The following is a 16,417-nucleotide window of genomic DNA, read 5'->3' as shown; positions in this document are numbered from 1 at the left end:
GTTCAACTAAATTGGGATCAGAAGACTCCCGGAGGTGGCTCCCATGCCCGCAGTGACCGTCGAAAACCCGCTGACCCTGCCGAAGGTCGCGGCCCAGGCCGAGGCCGTGGCCCGCCCCGTGCTGACCGTCACGACCGCGCCGAGCGGTTTCGAGGGCGAGGGGTTCCCGGTGCGGCGCGCCTTCGCCGGGATCAACTACCGGCACCTCGACCCGTTCATCATGATGGACCAGATGGGTGAGGTGGAGTACGCGCCGGGTGAGCCCAAGGGAACCCCCTGGCACCCGCACCGCGGCTTCGAGACCGTCACCTACATCATCGACGGACACTTCATCCACCAGGACAGCAACGGTGGCGGCGGTTCCATCGAGAACGGTGACACCCAGTGGATGACGGCCGGCTCCGGCCTGCTCCACATCGAGTCGCCGCCGGAGTCCCTCGTCATGTCCGGCGGCCTCTTCCACGGCCTCCAGCTCTGGGTGAACCTGCCCAAGGCCGACAAGATGATGGCCCCGCGCTATCAGGACATCCGCGGCGGTCAGGTCCAGCTCCTCACCTCCCCCGACGGCGGCGCGCTCCTGCGCGTCATCGCCGGTGAGCTCGACGGCCACGAGGGCCCGGGCATCACCCACACCCCGATCACCATGGTCCACGCGACGGTCCGCCCGGGCGCCGAGGTGACGCTGCCCTGGCGCGAGGACTTCAACGGCCTCGCGTACGTCCTCGCCGGGCGCGGCAGCGTCGGCGCGGAGCGCCGCCCCGTCCGCACCGGGCAGACCGCGGTCTTCGGCAAGGGGTCCTCGCTGACCGTCCGCGCCGACGAGACGCAGGACGGCAACACCCCGGACCTGGAGGTCGTGCTGCTCGGCGGGCGCCCGATCCGTGAGCCGATGGCGCACTACGGGCCGTTCGTCATGAACACCCAGGACGAGCTCAAGCAGGCCTTCGAGGACTTCCAGGCCGGCCGCCTCGGCACCGTTCCCGCGGTGCACGGCATGTGACGGACGCCGCAGGCGTACGGGTGACGATCCGTCACCCGTACGCCGCTGGGGGAAGGACACCGCTTCCGCCCCGTGATCGGGTGGGAGGGTGCCTACCCGGAAGCCCCTTCTGCCCGACGTCGCGCGGCGGACGGCCGCCTGGTGCGGCGTACTCCTCCTCGTCGCCGGTGTCGCGGGCGTGGCCATCTGGCTGTGCATCGTGCTCAAGACCGCTGTCACGCCGGTCCTGCTGGCACTGCTCGGTACGGCACTGCTCGGTCCCGTCCACCGCTGGCTGGCCGCCCACAAGGTGAACAGGTCGGTGGCCGCCGGGCTGACCTGCGCCGCTCTGGTCGCGGTGGGCGGGGGCGCCGGCTACATCGTCGTCACCGTGCTCGTCGACACCGGCGGCCAGATCGTGGACTCGTTGAAGGACGCCGCGCAGTGGGTCATCGACCACTTCCAGATCGAGGGCGTCGCCGATGTGGACGATCTGGCGGACAACGCCAAGAACCTCGTCGAGAAGTTCGGGGCGAGCGCCGCGGGCGGACTGCTCACCGGGATCAGCCTCATCGGGTCGCTCATCACCACGGGCGTTCTGGCGCTGCTGCTGACCTTCTTCTTCCTGCGTGACTCCGACCGTGCCGTGGACCTGGCCCACAGCCTCGCGCCGCGCGGCACGGGCGACCTCGTGGAGGCCATGGGACGCAGGGCCTTCGAGGCCGTCGAGGGGTTCATGCGCGGCACCACCTTCATCGCCCTGATCGACGCGCTGTGCATCACCGTGGGCCTGCTGATCCTCCGGGTGCCGGGTGCGGCGGGCCTGGGGGCGCTGGTCTTCGTCGGCGCCTACATCCCGTATCTCGGGGCCTTCATCTCCGGAGCGGTGGCCGTGCTGGTGGCGCTCGCCGACCGGGGGATCGTGATCGCGCTCTGGGCGCTGGGCGTGGTGCTGGCCGTCCAGGTGCTGGAGGGACACGTGCTGCAGCCCGCCATCCAGAGCCGTACGGTCCAGATGCACCCCGCCATGATCATGATCTCGCTGACCGCGGGTGCGAGCGTGGCGGGGCTGCTGGGCATGCTGCTGGCGGTGCCGGTCTGCGCCGCGGTGTTCGGTGTGATCGGCGAGCTGCGCACGAAGTACGCCGAGGACGGCGGAGGAGCGGTCACCGAGGGGTCATGAACGGGCAGCGGCGCCCAGTTCCACCGGCTCCTGCGACTCGTACAGCTCGAACCAGATCGACTTGCCCTCGCCCCGGGGGTCCACCCCCCACGCGTCGGCGAGCATCTCCATCAGCACCAGGCCCCGGCCGCTGGACGCCATCTCGCCCGGCCGCCGCTTGTGCGGCAGCTCGTCACTGGTGTCGGCCACCTCGACCCTGAGCCGCCGTTCGCCCCGCTCCCCCGTCACCTCCGCCACGAGCAGCGCGTCCCCGTCGGTGTGGACCAGCACGTTGGTGGACATCTCCGAGACCATCAGCTCCGCCGAGTCGACCTGTTCCGCGTCGGCCCAGTCGTGCAGCAGTTCCCGCAGCTGCTGCCGGGCCACCGCGATCCGCTCGGGCTCCGCCTGGGCGATCGTCATCGCCGAGCGCCGTCCCGGGGCCCTGCGCGTCCGCGCCCCCTCACGGCGCAGCACCAGGACCGCGATGTCGTCCTCGCGGCGGTCCACCAGCGGCCCGGTCGTGTAGTGCGAGCCCGGCCCGTGGACGGCCTGCACGAGGGCGTCCGCAAGCTCGTCCAGATCCTCGACGGGCTTCTCCAGGACCGGCCTGAGCCGGGTCCACCCGGTGGCCATGTCGTGTCCGCCGGTCTCGATGAGGCCGTCCGTGCACAGCATGATCGTCTCGCCGGGCCCCAGGACGACGCGGGTCGTCGGGTAGTCGGCGTCCTTGTCGACCCCCAGGGGCAGCCCTCCCGCGGTCTGCCGGATCACCGCGGTGCCGTCGACGCTGATCACCACCGGGTCGGGATGGCCCGCGCGGGCGATGTCGAGGGTGCCGTTCCCGGGGTCGGCCTCCGCGTACAGGCAGGTCGCGAAGCGCGTCGCGTCGGACCGGTCCTCGCCGTCGGTGAGGTCGTAGGTCTCGGTCAGCCCCGACAGGAAGCGTGAGGCGCGCGAGAGCACGGCGTCGGGGCGGTGCCCCTCGGCCGCGTACGCGCGCAGGGCGATCCGCAGCTGGCCCATCAGGCCGGCCGCCCGCACGTCGTGGCCCTGGACGTCACCGATGACGAGGGCGATACGGCCGTTGGGGAGCGGGATCATGTCGTACCAGTCCCCGCCGACCTGGAGCCCCCCTCCGGTCGGGATGTAGCGTGCCGCCACCGCGAGGCCGGGCACACCGGGGCCGAGGGAGGGCCTCATGGCCTTCTGGAGGCCCAGGGACAGCTCGCGCTCGGTCTCGGCGACCCCGGCGCGGGTGAGTGCCTGTGCCAGCATCCTGGCCACCGTCGACAGCACGGAGCGCTCGTCCGGTGTGAAGGCCACGTTGTTCCGGAAGCCGGCCATCCAGGCGCCCATGGTGTGCCCGGACGAGATCAGCGGCAGGAAGGCCCAGGACTGGCGCCCGAACTCCTGCGCGAGGGGCCAGGTGGCCGGGTAGCGCCGCCGGTACTCCTCGGGTGACTCCAGATAGATCGCCTGGCCGGTCCGGACGACCTCGGCGGCCGGGTAGTCGGTCTGCAGGAGCATGTCGGTGAAGGGCTTCTCGTCGCCGACGTTGTGCCCGTGGTGCCCGATGACCGTCAGGTGCTCGCCCGACACCCCGAAGACGGCGAGTCCGTCCGGTGAGAAGCCCGGCATGGAGAGCGACCCGGCGACCCGCAGCACCTCCTCGGTGGACCCGGCCTCGGCCAGCGCCCGGCCCGCGTCCAGCAGGAACGCCTCGCGCGAGCGCCGCCAGTCGCCCGTCACCGGGGTGTGTGCCGCCGTGGCCTCCGAGGGCGGGGCGACCTCCTGGAGGATGCCCGTCAGTACGTACGTGTGGCGGCCCGGGGTGTCCAGCGGGACCGGCTTGGACCGGGTGCGCACCATGCGCACGACCGTCCCCCGCTCGTCCACGATCCGCATCCTGGCCTCGGCGACCGTGCCCTCGCTGATCGCGAAGTTCACGATGCCGTCGATCTCGTTCCAGTCCGCCGGGTGGAAGCGGGGGCGCACCTCGTCGCCGGGGCGGACCGTGGCCTCGGCGGGCAGTCCCACCAGGCGTGCCGCCTCGGCATCGAGCGTGACCATGCCCGAGGAGCTGTCCCAGCTCCACAGGCCGGTCCCGATCGCAGCCAGGATCTCCTCGGTGCGCATTGCCCCACTTTAGGAAGATGTTCTTGGCGGTCGCCACCGAGGGACGGCCGCCCGGCTGCCCCCGGACCCCTGCCGGACGCCTCTCGGACAGCCGTACGGCGACAATGCCAATGAAGCGGTGCGGCCATGGGCGGTAGCCTGGGGTGTCAATCCACCCCGACCGCGAAGACTGGATGAACGACGATGCATCGGTACAGGTCCCACACCTGCGGCGAGCTCCGCGCCTCTGACGTCGGCACCGACGTCCGGCTGAGCGGCTGGCTGCACAATCGCCGAGACCTGGGTGGCATCCTCTTCATCGATCTGCGCGACCACTACGGTCTGGTGCAGCTCGTCGCGCGGCCCGGCACCCCCGGCAACGACGCCCTGGCGAAGCTGACCAAGGAGACGGTCGTCCGGATCGACGGCACGGTCTCCGCACGCGGCGCCGACAACGTCAACCCCGAGCTCTCGACCGGTGAGATCGAGATCGAGGTCACCGAGGTCGAGGTGCTGGGCGAGGCCGCCCCGCTGCCCTTCACGATCAACGCCGAGGACGGCGTCAACGAGGAGCGGCGCCTGGAGTACCGCTTCCTCGACCTGCGCCGCGAGCGCATGCACCGCAACATCATGCTGCGCTCGTCCGTGATCGCCTCCATCCGCTCCAAGATGGTGGCCCTCGGCTTCAACGAGATGGCGACCCCGATCCTCGCCGCGACGTCCCCCGAGGGCGCCCGTGACTTCGTGGTCCCGTCCCGCCTGAACCCGGGCAAGTTCTACGCCCTCCCGCAGGCGCCGCAGCAGTTCAAGCAGCTGCTGATGATCTCCGGCTTCGACCGCTACTTCCAGATCGCGCCGTGTTTCCGCGACGAGGACGCGCGCGCCGACCGTTCGCCCGGCGAGTTCTACCAGCTCGACGTCGAGATGTCGTTCGTCGAGCAGGAGGACGTGTTCCAGCCGATCGAGAAGCTCATGACCGAGCTCTTCGAGGAGTACGGCAACGGCCGCCACGTCACCTCGCCGTTCCCGCGCATCCCGTTCCGCGAGTCGATGCTGAAGTACGGCAACGACAAGCCGGACCTGCGGGCCCGGCTGGAGCTCGTCGACATCTCCGACATCTTCGCGGACTCGGAGTTCAAGGCGTTCGCCGGCAAGCACGTCCGTGCCCTGCCGGTGCCGGACACCGCCGGGCAGTCCCGGAAGTTCTTCGACGGCCTCGGCGCGTACGCGGTCGAGCACGGCGCCAAGGGCCTGGCCTGGGTCCGCGTCGGCGAGGACGGCACGCTGGCGGGCCCGATCGCCAAGTTCCTCACCGAGGCAGACGTCAAGAGCCTGACCGAGCGCCTCTCCCTCGTCCCCGGCCACGCGGTCTTCTTCGGTGCGGGCGAGTTCGACGAGGTCTCCAAGATCATGTCCGTCGTCCGCGTCGAGGCCGCCAAGCGCGCCGGCCACTTCGAGGAGGGCGTCTTCCGCTTCTGCTGGATCGTCGACTTCCCGATGTACGAGAAGGACGAGGAGACCGGCAGGATCGACTTCTCGCACAACCCGTTCTCCATGCCCCAGGGCGGCATGAAGGACCTGGAGGAGAAGGACCCGCTCGACATCCTGGCGTGGCAGTACGACATCGTCTGCAACGGCATCGAGCTCTCCTCCGGGGCCATCCGCAACCACGAGCCCGAGGTCATGCTGAAGGCCTTCGCGATCGCCGGGTACGAGGCGGAGACCGTCGAGAGGGAGTTCGCGGGCATGCTGCGCGCGTTCCGCCTCGGCGCCCCGCCGCACGGTGGCATCGCCCCGGGCGTCGACCGTATCGTGATGCTGCTGGCCGACGAGCCCAACATCCGCGAGACGATCGCCTTCCCGCTCAACGGCAACGCGCAGGACCTGATGATGGGCGCCCCGAGCGAGCTGGACGAGACCCGTCTGCGCGAGCTGAACATCCAGCTCCGCAAGCCTGTCGCCCCGGCGAAGGAGAAGGCGGAGGCCAAGGACGCGGTGGCGCGGGACACCGGCGCGAAGTAGGCGTCCCGGTTCCGCTTCGGTTCCACGTGAAACAGTCCCCGGCCACCGGCCGGGGACTGTTTCGTCTCTCCGCCCGGACGTTCACAGGAACGCACAGCCGCCACCCATGGTCCTGCCAGGCGGGCTGCCTAGTCTCCCCGTTCATGACTGACAATCAGGGACCTGCGCACAAGAAGGACATGACCCGGCGACGGGCCATCCTCGCCGGTGGGGCGGTCCTGGCCGCCGCAGGGGTCGGGGCCGGAGTCGTCGCCACCGCGTCGGCGGACGAGGAGACGAGCGCCGCAGCCAAGAGCGGACAGGGTGAGGCCTGCTACCGGCTCACCTCGGAGACCACCGAAGGCCCGTACTACATCGACGCCGACAAGATCCGGAAGGACATCACCGAGGACAAGGAGGGCATTCCGCTGACCCTCCGGCTCAAGGTGATCGACTCCGACACCTGCAAGCCGCTCAAGAAGGCGGCCGTCGACATCTGGCACTGCGACGCGCTGGGGATCTACTCCGGCTACGAGAGCATGAGCCAGGGCGGCCCCGGCGGCGGCACCCCGCCGAGCGGCGCCCCCACGGACGCACCCACCGGAACGCCCACCGGGACACCCCCCTCCGGAGGCCCGGGCGGTGGCGGCGGGCACAGCGAACCCACCGACGCCGAGCGCTACCTGCGGGGCACCCAGCTCACCGACCAGCACGGATACGTGGAGTTCACGACGGTCTTCCCCGGCTGGTACCAGGGCCGTGCCGTGCACATCCACACCAAGGTGCACGTCGGCGGAAAGATGACCGACGCCGGGTACGAGGGCGGGCACACCTGCCACACGGGCCAGTTCTTCTTCGCCGAGTCCGCGGTCCTCGACTCCGCGAAGGAGGAGCCGTACGCGACCAGCACCACCACCCGCACGACCCTGACCGAGGACACCATCTACGACCGGAGCGGGGTGACCGGCGGTCTGCTGAAGCTCTCGTACCGCAAGGGCAGGATGGCGCGGGGCGTCACCGGCTCGATCACGATGGGCGTCGACCCCGACGTGACCCACGACGGCACGGACCTCTAGCGGCCTCCGCGGGAATCCCGTGCCAGGGGTCCGGAGCCGCCGCGGCTCCGGACCCCTTCCTGCGTACGGGTGAGACGTGCGGAACTCGCCGTACGCGGGTACGCGGACCGGGTACATCCGGATGGCCCCGGTTCGGGGTCGGCGCCGGCCGGCCCGGCAAGGACCGGCACCGGAAGTGCTCGCCCGCCCGCCACCGAGGAGTTCCGCACCGTGTCCGTGCCGCGTCGCCCGTACGTCCTGCTCGTCACCCTGTTCCTGCTGGTCGTCGGCTGTTCCGCCGGGGCGGTGCAGACCTCGGACCCCTCGGCGCCCGGGGGCGCGGCCGGCCCTGGGGCCTCGTCGGCGCCGCCCCGCGTGGTGGAGCCCTTCGTCGCCCCCGCGGAGATCCCGGCACTCGGCCCGGAGACCCTGGCGCAGATCCCGGCCACCTCACGGCAGGCCGTCGTGGTGACCGGGCAGGGGCCCGACTCCAACCGCTCGGCGGTCGAGCTCTACCACCGTGACGATCCCGCGCGCGGCTGGAGACCGGGGGCCGGACCCTGGCCCGCCCACAACGGCATGGAGGGGTGGACGGACCACCATCTCGCCGACGACCTCCGGTCCCCCGTCGGGGTCTTCGGCCTCACTGATGCGGGCGGCCGGCTCCCCGACCCGGGCGCGCTGCTCCCGTACGACGAGCAGTCCCGTTTCGCGGTGAGCGGCGAGGGCTTCCTGGGGGAGCCCCTCGAAGGCTCCTTCGACTACGTGGTCGCCATCAACTACAACCGCGTCGAGGGCACCAGCCCGCTGGACCGCACCCGGCCGCTCGGCGGGGAGAGGGGCGGCGGCATCTGGATCCATGTGGACCACGGCGGGCCCACCCAGGGTTGCGTCTCGCTGACCGAGGACCGGATGCGGGAGCTCCTGCTCACCCTGGATCCTGCGAAGAACCCCGTGATCGTGATGGGGGACGCGGCGTCGCTGGCCCGGTGAACCCGGCGGCCGTCGCCGTGCCGCACGAAGGAGCCCGGCCCCCCGGATGTGACGGGGGGCCGGGCTCCTTCGTACGTGCACCGCCTGCGGGTGTTACGCGGGCTTCTCCTCCAGGCGCGGGAACAGCACCGCTCCCTTGGTCACCGTCGCGCCGACGGGCAGCTGCCCCCATCGGCCCGCGTCCTGCACCGGCTGGTCGGCCAGGGCGCCCAGGGACGCCTCCGCGCCCAGGGACTCCCACAGCTTCTGCGAGGTGTCCGGCATCACCGCGTTGAGCAGGACCGCCACACCGCGGAGCGACTCGGCCGCGGTGTACAGGATGGTCGCGAGGCGGGCCTGGCCCTCCGGCGACGTGTCCTTGGCGACCTTCCAGGGCTCCTGCTCCGTGATGTAGCCGTTGACCTGCTTCACGAAGTCGAAGACCGCCAGGATGCCGGCCTGGAAGTCGAGCTCCTCGCCGATCTTCCGGTCGGCCGTGGCGACGGCCTGCACCAGGCCCTCCTGGACCGCGCGCTCGGCGTCACCGGCGGCCGTGGCCTCCGGGAGCGCACCGCCGAAGTACTTGCCGACCATGGCGGCGACGCGCGAGGCGAGGTTGCCGTAGTCGTTGGCGAGCTCGGAGGTGTAGCGGGCGCTGAAGTCCTCCCAGGAGAACGAGCCGTCGCTGCCGTACGCGATGGCCCGCAGGAAGTACCAGCGGTACGCGTCCACGCCGAAGTGCGAGGTCAGGTCCTGCGGCTTGATGCCGGTCAGGTTCGACTTCGACATCTTCTCGCCGCCGACCATCAGCCAGCCGTTGGCGACGACCTTGCCGGGCAGGGGCAGGCCCTGCGCCATCAGCATGGCCGGCCAGATGACCGAGTGGAAGCGCAGGATGTCCTTGCCGATCAGGTGCACGTCCGCCGGGAAGGTGGCGTCGAACTTCTCCTGGTTGGCGCCGTAGCCGACGGCCGTCGCGTAGTTGAGGAGCGCGTCGATCCACACGTAGATGACGTGCTTCGGGTCCCACGGGACCGGGACGCCCCAGTCGAAGGTCGAGCGGGAGATCGACAGGTCCTGCAGGCCCTGCTTGACGAAGTTCACGATCTCGTTGCGGGCGGACTCGGGCTGGATGAAGCCCGGGTTGGCCGCGTAGAACTCCATGAGCTTCGGGCCGTACTCGCTGAGCTTGAAGAAGTAGTTCTCCTCCTTGAGGAGTTCCACCGGCTTCTTGTGGATCGGGCACAGCTTCGTGCCGTCCTCGGCCTCGATGAGGTCGCCGGGGAGCTTGTACTCCTCGCAGCCCACGCAGTACGGGCCTTCGTACCCGCCCTTGTAGATCTGGTCCTTGTCGTACAGGTCCTGCACGAACTCCTGCACACGGTCCGTGTGCCGCTTCTCCGTCGTGCGGATGAAGTCGTCGTTCGCGATGTTCAGGTGCTCCCAGAGGGGCTTCCACGCCTCCTCGACGAGCTTGTCGCACCAGGCCTGGGGCGTGACGTCGTTCGCCTCGGCCGTGCGCATGATCTTCTGACCGTGCTCGTCCGTGCCGGTGAGGTACCACACCTTCTCGCCGCGCTGGCGGTGCCAGCGGGTGAGCACGTCGCCTGCGACGGTCGTGTAGGCGTGGCCCAGGTGAGGAGCGTCGTTGACGTAGTAGATGGGGGTCGATACGTAGAAACTCTTCACGGCGTCGCCCCCTTGCTTCTCGGATCCAGTGGCCGCCATGGTCGAAATCCTAACGGCCCGTGGAAGATCCACTCACATCGATAAGGGCCGCTCCGGCTTCGGAGAGCTTTGCGAAACATGCTTTCCCGTACCAAAGACGCATCCTGGGAGGAGTGGGCACGGGTGCACGAGGCAGGGGACGACACGATGCGGGTACTGGTCGCCGAGGACGAGGAGATCCTGGCGGAGCTGGTGGCGACCGGGCTGCGGCGGGCCGGATTCGCCGTCGACACCGTGTACAGCGGGGACGCGGCGCTCGCCTATCTCGGGCTGCACGACTACGACGTGGTCGTCCTGGACCGGGATCTGCCCCGGGTGCACGGTGACGACGTCGCCCGCAGGCTCGTCTCCGCCGGCTCGCGGACCAGGATCCTGATGCTCACCGCCTCCGGGACCATGGAGGACCGGGTGGAGGGGCTCGATCTCGGAGCCGACGACTACGTGAGCAAGCCCTTCGAGTTCCCCGAGCTGGTGTCCCGCGTGCGGGCCTTGCGGCGGCGCAGTGCCCGGCCCGTGCCGCCGCAGCTGGAGAGGCACGGCATCCGGCTCGACAGCGTGCGGAGGGACGCCACCCGGGACGGCCGTGACCTGGACCTGTCGCCGAAGGAGTTCACCGTCCTGCAGCTGCTCCTGGAGGCCGACGGGGGCACGGTCAGCGCCGAGGAGCTGCTGGAGCGGGCCTGGGACGCCAACGCCGACCCCTTCACGGGCGCCGTACGCGTCTGCATGAGCAAGCTCCGCGCCAAGCTGGGGGAACCTGCGCTGATCCGCACGGTCCAGGGCGTCGGGTACGCCCTGTGAGCAGGCTCCTGAGGCTGGTGCGGGCCGCGGGGGCGCCACCGGTCCGGCACACGACGATCCGGATGCGGATCGCCCTCGTGTACGGCGGCGTCTTCCTGGTCCTCGGCACGGCGCTGCTCGCCACCGTCAATCTGGCCTCGCGCGCCGGTACGGACTCCCGGGCGCGGGCCATCGCCACCTCCGCCGCCGTCGCCCAGCCGGGATTCGCGGTCAACGGCCCGCTCCACGCACGGGGCCGCCTCGGTCCGCCCACGGTCTACGACGTCACCGACGACGTCAGTGATGCCGCGAGCAGGGAGCTCCTGTACTGGTCGGCGGCGGCGCTGCTGGTCATGACGGGGTGCGCGGTCGGTGTGGGCTGGTGGACCGCGGGGCGGGTGCTGCGGCCCGTCCACGCGATGACGGCGAAGGCGCGGCGGCTCTCCGAGCACACCCTGCACGAGCGGATCGCGTCCAGCGGTCCCGACGACGAGCTGAAGGAGCTGGGGGAGACGCTGGACGCGCTGCTGGCGCGCCTGGAGAAGGCCTTCGACAGCCAGCGGAGGTTCATCGCGAACGCCTCGCACGAGCTGCGGACCCCGCTGGCGACCCAGCGTGCGGCGATCCAGGTGGGCCTCGACGACCCTTCGCCGGAGGACCTCGTACGGACCCGGCAGACGCTGCTGGACAACAACCGGCGCAGTGAGCGGCTCATCGAGGGCCTGCTGGTGCTGGCACGCAGCGAACGGGGGCTGGCGCGGAGCGAGCGCGCGGAGGTCGACCTGGGGCAGGTGGTCACGGAGGAGGCCGCCAGGCCCCCGGCTGCGGCATGGCCGCCGGTCGTGTCCCGGCCGGAGATCACGGTCACGGCCGGGTCCTGCGTCGTGCGGGGGAACCGGCAGCTGCTCGCGCAACTGGTGGCGAATCTGCTGTCGAACGCGGTGCGGTACAACGTGCCGGGCGGCCGGGTGGGGGTGTCGCTGTCGGCGGACGGGACCCTGGCGGTCCGCAACACCGGGCCGGTGGTGGCCGAGGGGAACATCGCCGAACTGTTCCAGCCGTTCAGGCGGGGGGAGGGGCGGGACCGGATGGGGCAGGGCTCGGGGCTCGGGCTGTCGATCGTCCGGTCCATCGCGGTGGCCCACGGCGGCACGGTCACGGCGGTACCCGGCCCGGAGGGCGGGCTCGCCGTGACCGTACGGCTGCCGGTGGATCAGTCCTCCGCGGTGACTCCGCGGGCGGCGGCCCACGCGGGCAGGCCGGCGAGCACCTCCCGGTAGAAGGCCGCGTCGGGCACCTCGCGCGGCGCGGGACCCGCGTGGAAGAACCCGGCGTTGCCGGCGCCCAGCCTGCGCAGGAAGTCGAAGCCCTTGGCGTCCTCGTCGCCGAAGGCGACGAACTGGAAGAACAGCGGCAGACGTGCCGCGTCCGCCAGGGCCTGCTTGGCCGCCACCTTGGCGTCCGGGGCACCGTCCGTCTGGAAGATCACCAGCGCGGGTCCGGTGGCGCCGGACTTCTCGTAGTGCGTGACGATCTCCTCGACGGCACGGTGGTAGTTCGTGCGGCCGAGGCGGCCGAGTCCCGCGTGCAGCTCGTCGATCCGGCCCTCGTGGGAGGTGAGGTCGATCGCCCCGGTGCCGTCGATGTCCGTCGAGAAGAAGACGACGGGCACGGTGGCGTTCGGGTCCAGCTGCGCGGCCAGAGCCAGGGTGCGGTCGCCCAGGTGCTGGGCGCTGCCGTCCTTGTAGAACGGCCGCATGGAGCCGGACCGGTCGAGCACCAGGTAGACGGTGGCCCGCAGCCCGGTCAGACCGAGGGCCTTGAGCCCGGCCTGCGCCGCCTTGTACGGGGCGACGAGCGCGGGTGCCGCGGTCTTGACCCGGGCGAGGGTGACGGCGGGCCTGCCGGCGGGAGCGGCCTTGGCGACGGGAGCGGCCACGACGGCGGCCTCCGCCACGGCGGCGACGGGGTCGGGCTCGGCGACCGGCGCGGGTGCGGCGACGGGCGCGGGCTCGACGAGGGGCGCGGCGGCGACGGGCTCGGGTGCGGGGACCGGCGCGGCGGCGACCGGCTCGGGCGCGGGTTCCACGACGGGTTCGGGCTCGGGTGCGGCGACCGGCGCGGCGGCGACCGGCTCGGGCGCGGCGACGGGTGCGGGTTCCACGGCGGGTTCGGGTGTGGCCTCGGCGACGGGTGCGGGTTCCACGACGCGTTCGGTGGCGGCCGGGGCGGCCGCCTCGGTGACCGGGGCAGCCTGAGGCGCCTCGTCGGCGACGGCCGGCTCGGAAGCAGCCTCGGCCTTCGCCTCGTCGGCGGAAGGCTCCTCGGACGCGGGTGACACGGCGTCGGGCGCGGCGAGTCCGGCCGGTTCGGCGGGGCCGGCCCCGGGAGTTGCCTCGGACGCGGCCTCCGGCTCCGTCGCCGGTGCGGCGGCGGGCGTCTCCTCAGGCACGACGACGGTTGCTTCCGCCTCCGGCTCCGGCTCCGGCTCCGGGTCCATATCGATCGTGATCGGTGTCGCGGCGACCGGCTCCGCCTCGGCGGCGGTCTCCACGGGTGCGTCCTGCACGGCGTCCGGGGCGCCCGCGGCCGACTTCGCCTCCGGGTCCGACCCCTGGGCCGGTACCCGCGGCGCGGGCGTGGAGACCGGTGCGGTCGCCGACGTCGCGGCCGCCTTGTCGAAGGCCGCCGCCACCAGGTCCGACGCCTGTCCGCTGTCGTGCTCGGCACCGGTGGACCGGTCCGAGGAGGAGGCGGGGGCCGGTACCGAGGCCTTCGCGGGCTCGGCCGCCGAAGTGGCGGTGTCCGGCTCCGGCTCCGTGGGCTGGGTGCGCTCGGCCTGGGGCGGGACGGTGGCCGTGGCCGGCTCGTCCTGCTCCGTCCGGCCGAACACCTTGCGCAGCAAGCTCCGAATGCCCATGGGCGAGGCCTTTCGCATGAGTTGGGTGCGATAAATGTCCGTACTGCGGGAATTGATCCCTGGCCAGGGCGGATACGTAAGGTTAGCGGCCGGATCCGGCCGTTCGGCTGCGCGGCCCGCCCCTGCGTCAACCGAGCTCCAACCGAGTCGTAACCGAGCCCTGGAAGCCGGGAGGGCAGCGGTGTCCCGGACTTCACCCCTTGTTCACCAGCAGTCCCACGTATGGCGTGGATGCGCCCCTACCGTCACGCGTGACACACAGACGGAGGGACGGAAAAGTGCGCGAACTGCTGCCGCTCATCGGCTCGCACCCGGGCGGGCGATCGGCGTTGACCTGCCGCTACCGCTGCGGCGACGCCTGCTTCCAGGAGACGCCGAACACCAGCGACAACGAGTACGCCGGCGACATCATCGCCGGTGCCCTGTCCCGCCGGTCGATGATGCGGGCCGCCGCCGTGGTGACCGTCGCGGCCGCCGGAACCGCCGCGCTCGGCGGCGGTCCGGCCGCCCCGCGCGCCGAGGCCGCAGCGCCCGCAGGACGCACCGCGGGCAGGCCGAAGCCCACCCCTTCGGGTGCCCGGGGCCTGCGTTTCGCGGCCGTAGCCCCCAACCAGGACGACAGGGTCACGATCCCCGAGGGATACGGCCAGAACGTGGTGATCCGCTGGGGCGAACCGATCCTGCGCGGTGCTCCCGCCTTCGACCCGGACAAGCAGACCGCGAAGGCGCAGGCGAAGCAGTTCGGTTACAACAACGACTTCCTCTCCCTGCTGCCGCTCCAGGGCGAGCGCGGGCGCCAGGTGCTGGTCGCCAACCACGAGTACACGGACGAGATCCTTATGTTCCGTGGCTACGATCCGGCCAGTCCGACGCGCGAACAGGTCGAGGTCGCCTGGGCGGCCCACGGACTCTCCGTGGTCGTCGTCCAGGAGGAGAACCGCACCGGCAGGCTGACCCCGGTCAACCGCCATCCGCTGAACCGCCGCCTCACCGCGACCAGCGAGTTCCGGATGACGGGCCCGGCCGCGGGCAGCCCGCTGCTGCGCACCTCCACCGACCGCACCGGGAGCAGGGTCCTCGGCACCCTCAACAACTGTGCGGGCGGCACCACTCCGTGGGGAACCACGCTGCACGGCGAGGAGAACTTCAACCAGTACTTCGCCAACGGCTCCAGCGACACCGACAAGCGCTACGGCATCGGCACGGCCGCGACGGAGCGCAAGTGGGAGCGGTTCGACAAGCGCTTCGACCTGGCACAGGAGCCCAACGAGGCACATCGCTTCGGCTGGGTCGTCGAACTCGACCCGTACGACCCCGACTCCACGCCGCGCAAGCGGACCGCGCTCGGCCGCTTCAAGCACGAGGCGGCGCAGCCCCGGCTCACCTCCGACGGCCGCCCCGTGGTCTACATGGGTGACGACGAGAGGTTCGACTACTTCTACAAGTTCGTCTCCAGCAAGCGGATGAAGAAGGGGAACTCCCGGGCCGCCCGGGAGCACAACCTCACCCTGCTGGACGAGGGCACGCTGTACGTCGCCAAGCTGACGGGCGACTCCCCGGCGGCCGAGTTCGACGGCACGGGCAAGCTCCCCTCGGACGGCGAGTTCGACGGCAGCGGCGTCTGGATCCCGCTGGCCACCGGCGACACCTCGCACGTGCCGGGCATGACGGCCGACGAGGTCTACGTCTTCACCCGTCTGGCCGGTGACAAGGTCGGTGCCACGAAGATGGACCGCCCGGAGGACGTCGAGCCCTCGCCGCGCACCGGCCGGGTCTACATCGCGCTCACCAACAACACCGACCGGGGCAAGGCGGGCAAGGCCGGCGCGGACGAGGCCAACCCCCGCAACGCCAACAAGCACGGCCAGATCCTCGAACTGGCGGAGCACTGGGACGACCCGGCGGGAGACGGTTTCGCCTGGCGCCTGTTCCTCGTCGCGGGCGACCCGGAGGACCCGTCGACGTACTTCTCCGGCTTCCCCAAGGAGAAGGTCAGTCCCATCTCCTGCCCGGACAACGTGGCCTTCGACGACCACGGCAACCTGTGGATCTCCACGGACGGCAATCAGCTCGGCTCGCACGACGGGCTGTTCGGCGTCGCCACACAGGGCGAGCGCCGGGGAGAGCTCAAGCAGTTCCTGACCGTGCCCACGGGGGCCGAGACCTGCGGTCCGGTGATCCAGGACCGTCGCGTCCTGGTCGCCGTGCAGCACCCGGGCGAGGTCGACGGAGCCTCCGTGGAGAAGCCGGCGAGCGTCTGGCCGGACGGGCCGGGCAGGATCGTCCGGCCGTCGGTCGTGGCCGTGTGGCGCAAGGACGGCGGCGACATCGGGGTCTGAGCCGGACCCTCCTCCGGACGTGCCGGTGCGGTGCGGGACCGGCTGCCGCCGTCCGGACGCATGCCGGTGAACGCAGGCGTGTTGTCGCCCGCGTGACCGGCCGGTGGTCCTGATGCCCTGTCAGGGCCACCGGCCGGTACACCGGCGCCCACGGAGGACCACCGCAAGGGGACGGCGGGCTCGCGGAACCCGCCTCGCGGCCTGTCCCGCCGGTCGCCCGAAGGCGGCCTCGTGCGTCTCGCCGGACCGGGAGGGACACGAATCACCTGATCCGGCGAGCACGTCCGGGTCGGAGGCTGCTCCGGGTGCGGGCGGGAGACGGACTGCTGCCCCGTGTACGGACATATGCCCTGTGTCCGAGGG

The 16,417-nt window shown here is 71.4% G+C and carries 11 protein-coding genes; 8 read left to right on the top strand and 3 right to left on the bottom strand.

The window, feature by feature from the left end; all coding sequences use genetic code 11:
• The first annotated feature begins 43 nt into the window (after positions 1 to 43).
• A complete protein-coding gene (locus ACFC51_RS22050; RefSeq protein ID WP_376367693.1) occupies positions 44 to 1,000 on the top strand; it encodes a pirin family protein in 957 nt (318 codons plus the stop codon).
• Positions 1,001 to 1,088: 88 nt separating this feature from the next.
• Positions 1,089 to 2,162: an AI-2E family transporter gene (locus ACFC51_RS22045; protein WP_376367695.1), complete on the top strand. Its 1,074-nt coding sequence runs from the start codon at positions 1,089 to 1,091 to the stop codon at positions 2,160 to 2,162.
• On the opposite strand, the gene ACFC51_RS22040 is transcribed toward ACFC51_RS22045, so the two are convergent.
• Positions 2,157 to 4,280, bottom strand: coding sequence for a SpoIIE family protein phosphatase (locus tag ACFC51_RS22040; protein ID WP_376367697.1), 2,124 nt, complete (start codon positions 4,278 to 4,280; stop codon positions 2,157 to 2,159). The two genes, ACFC51_RS22045 and ACFC51_RS22040, sit on opposite strands and share 6 nt — an antisense overlap.
• A 183-nt stretch (positions 4,281 to 4,463) precedes the next feature.
• Between ACFC51_RS22040 and aspS the strand changes: the two genes are divergently transcribed.
• The 3 genes from aspS (at position 4,464) to ACFC51_RS22025 (ending at position 8,308) form a co-directional block, all read left to right on the top strand.
• A complete protein-coding gene (aspS, locus tag ACFC51_RS22035; protein ID WP_376367699.1) occupies positions 4,464 to 6,281 on the top strand; it encodes an aspartate--tRNA ligase in 1,818 nt (605 codons plus the stop codon).
• A gap of 143 nt (positions 6,282 to 6,424) precedes the next feature.
• Positions 6,425 to 7,336, top strand: coding sequence for an intradiol ring-cleavage dioxygenase (locus tag ACFC51_RS22030; RefSeq protein ID WP_376530359.1), 912 nt, complete (start codon positions 6,425 to 6,427; stop codon positions 7,334 to 7,336).
• A gap of 210 nt (positions 7,337 to 7,546) precedes the next feature.
• Complete coding sequence (locus tag ACFC51_RS22025) at positions 7,547 to 8,308, top strand: hypothetical protein (RefSeq protein WP_376367703.1); 762 nt, start codon at positions 7,547 to 7,549, stop codon at positions 8,306 to 8,308.
• 93 nt (positions 8,309 to 8,401) lie between these two features.
• Here the strand turns inward: ACFC51_RS22025 and metG are convergent, their stop codons facing one another.
• On the bottom strand, positions 8,402 to 10,015 hold the full coding sequence (metG, locus tag ACFC51_RS22020; protein WP_376367704.1) for a methionine--tRNA ligase: 1,614 nt from the start codon (positions 10,013 to 10,015) through the stop codon (positions 8,402 to 8,404).
• Positions 10,016 to 10,162: 147 nt separating this feature from the next.
• Here metG and ACFC51_RS22015 point away from each other — a divergent pair, with 147 nt between their 5' ends.
• Both ACFC51_RS22015 and ACFC51_RS22010 read left to right on the top strand, forming a co-directional pair.
• Entirely contained in the window at positions 10,163 to 10,816 is a 654-nt protein-coding gene (locus ACFC51_RS22015; RefSeq protein ID WP_376367964.1) for a response regulator transcription factor, read from the top strand.
• A gap of 62 nt (positions 10,817 to 10,878) precedes the next feature.
• On the top strand, positions 10,879 to 12,075 hold the full coding sequence (locus tag ACFC51_RS22010) for a sensor histidine kinase (RefSeq protein ID WP_376530417.1): 1,197 nt from the start codon (positions 10,879 to 10,881) through the stop codon (positions 12,073 to 12,075).
• Here the strand turns inward: ACFC51_RS22010 and ACFC51_RS22005 are convergent.
• Complete coding sequence (locus tag ACFC51_RS22005; RefSeq protein ID WP_376530357.1) at positions 12,009 to 13,715, bottom strand: VWA domain-containing protein; 1,707 nt, start codon at positions 13,713 to 13,715, stop codon at positions 12,009 to 12,011. The two genes, ACFC51_RS22010 and ACFC51_RS22005, sit on opposite strands and share 67 nt — an antisense overlap.
• Positions 13,716 to 13,993: 278 nt before the next feature.
• Between ACFC51_RS22005 and ACFC51_RS22000 the strand changes: the two genes are divergently transcribed.
• Positions 13,994 to 16,054 carry a PhoX family phosphatase gene (locus ACFC51_RS22000; RefSeq protein ID WP_376530355.1) on the top strand — a complete coding sequence of 687 codons (2,061 nt, stop codon included), beginning with the start codon at positions 13,994 to 13,996 and terminating at the stop codon, positions 16,052 to 16,054.
• The last annotated feature ends 363 nt before the right edge of the window (positions 16,055 to 16,417 follow it).

The sequence above is a fragment of the Streptomyces sp. NPDC055962 genome (genome assembly GCF_042270185.1).
Classification (GTDB): Bacteria; Actinomycetota; Actinomycetes; order Streptomycetales; family Streptomycetaceae; genus Streptomyces.
The sequence above is the reverse complement of the archived record's forward strand: the minus strand, read 5'-3'. Positions and strand labels throughout refer to the sequence as shown.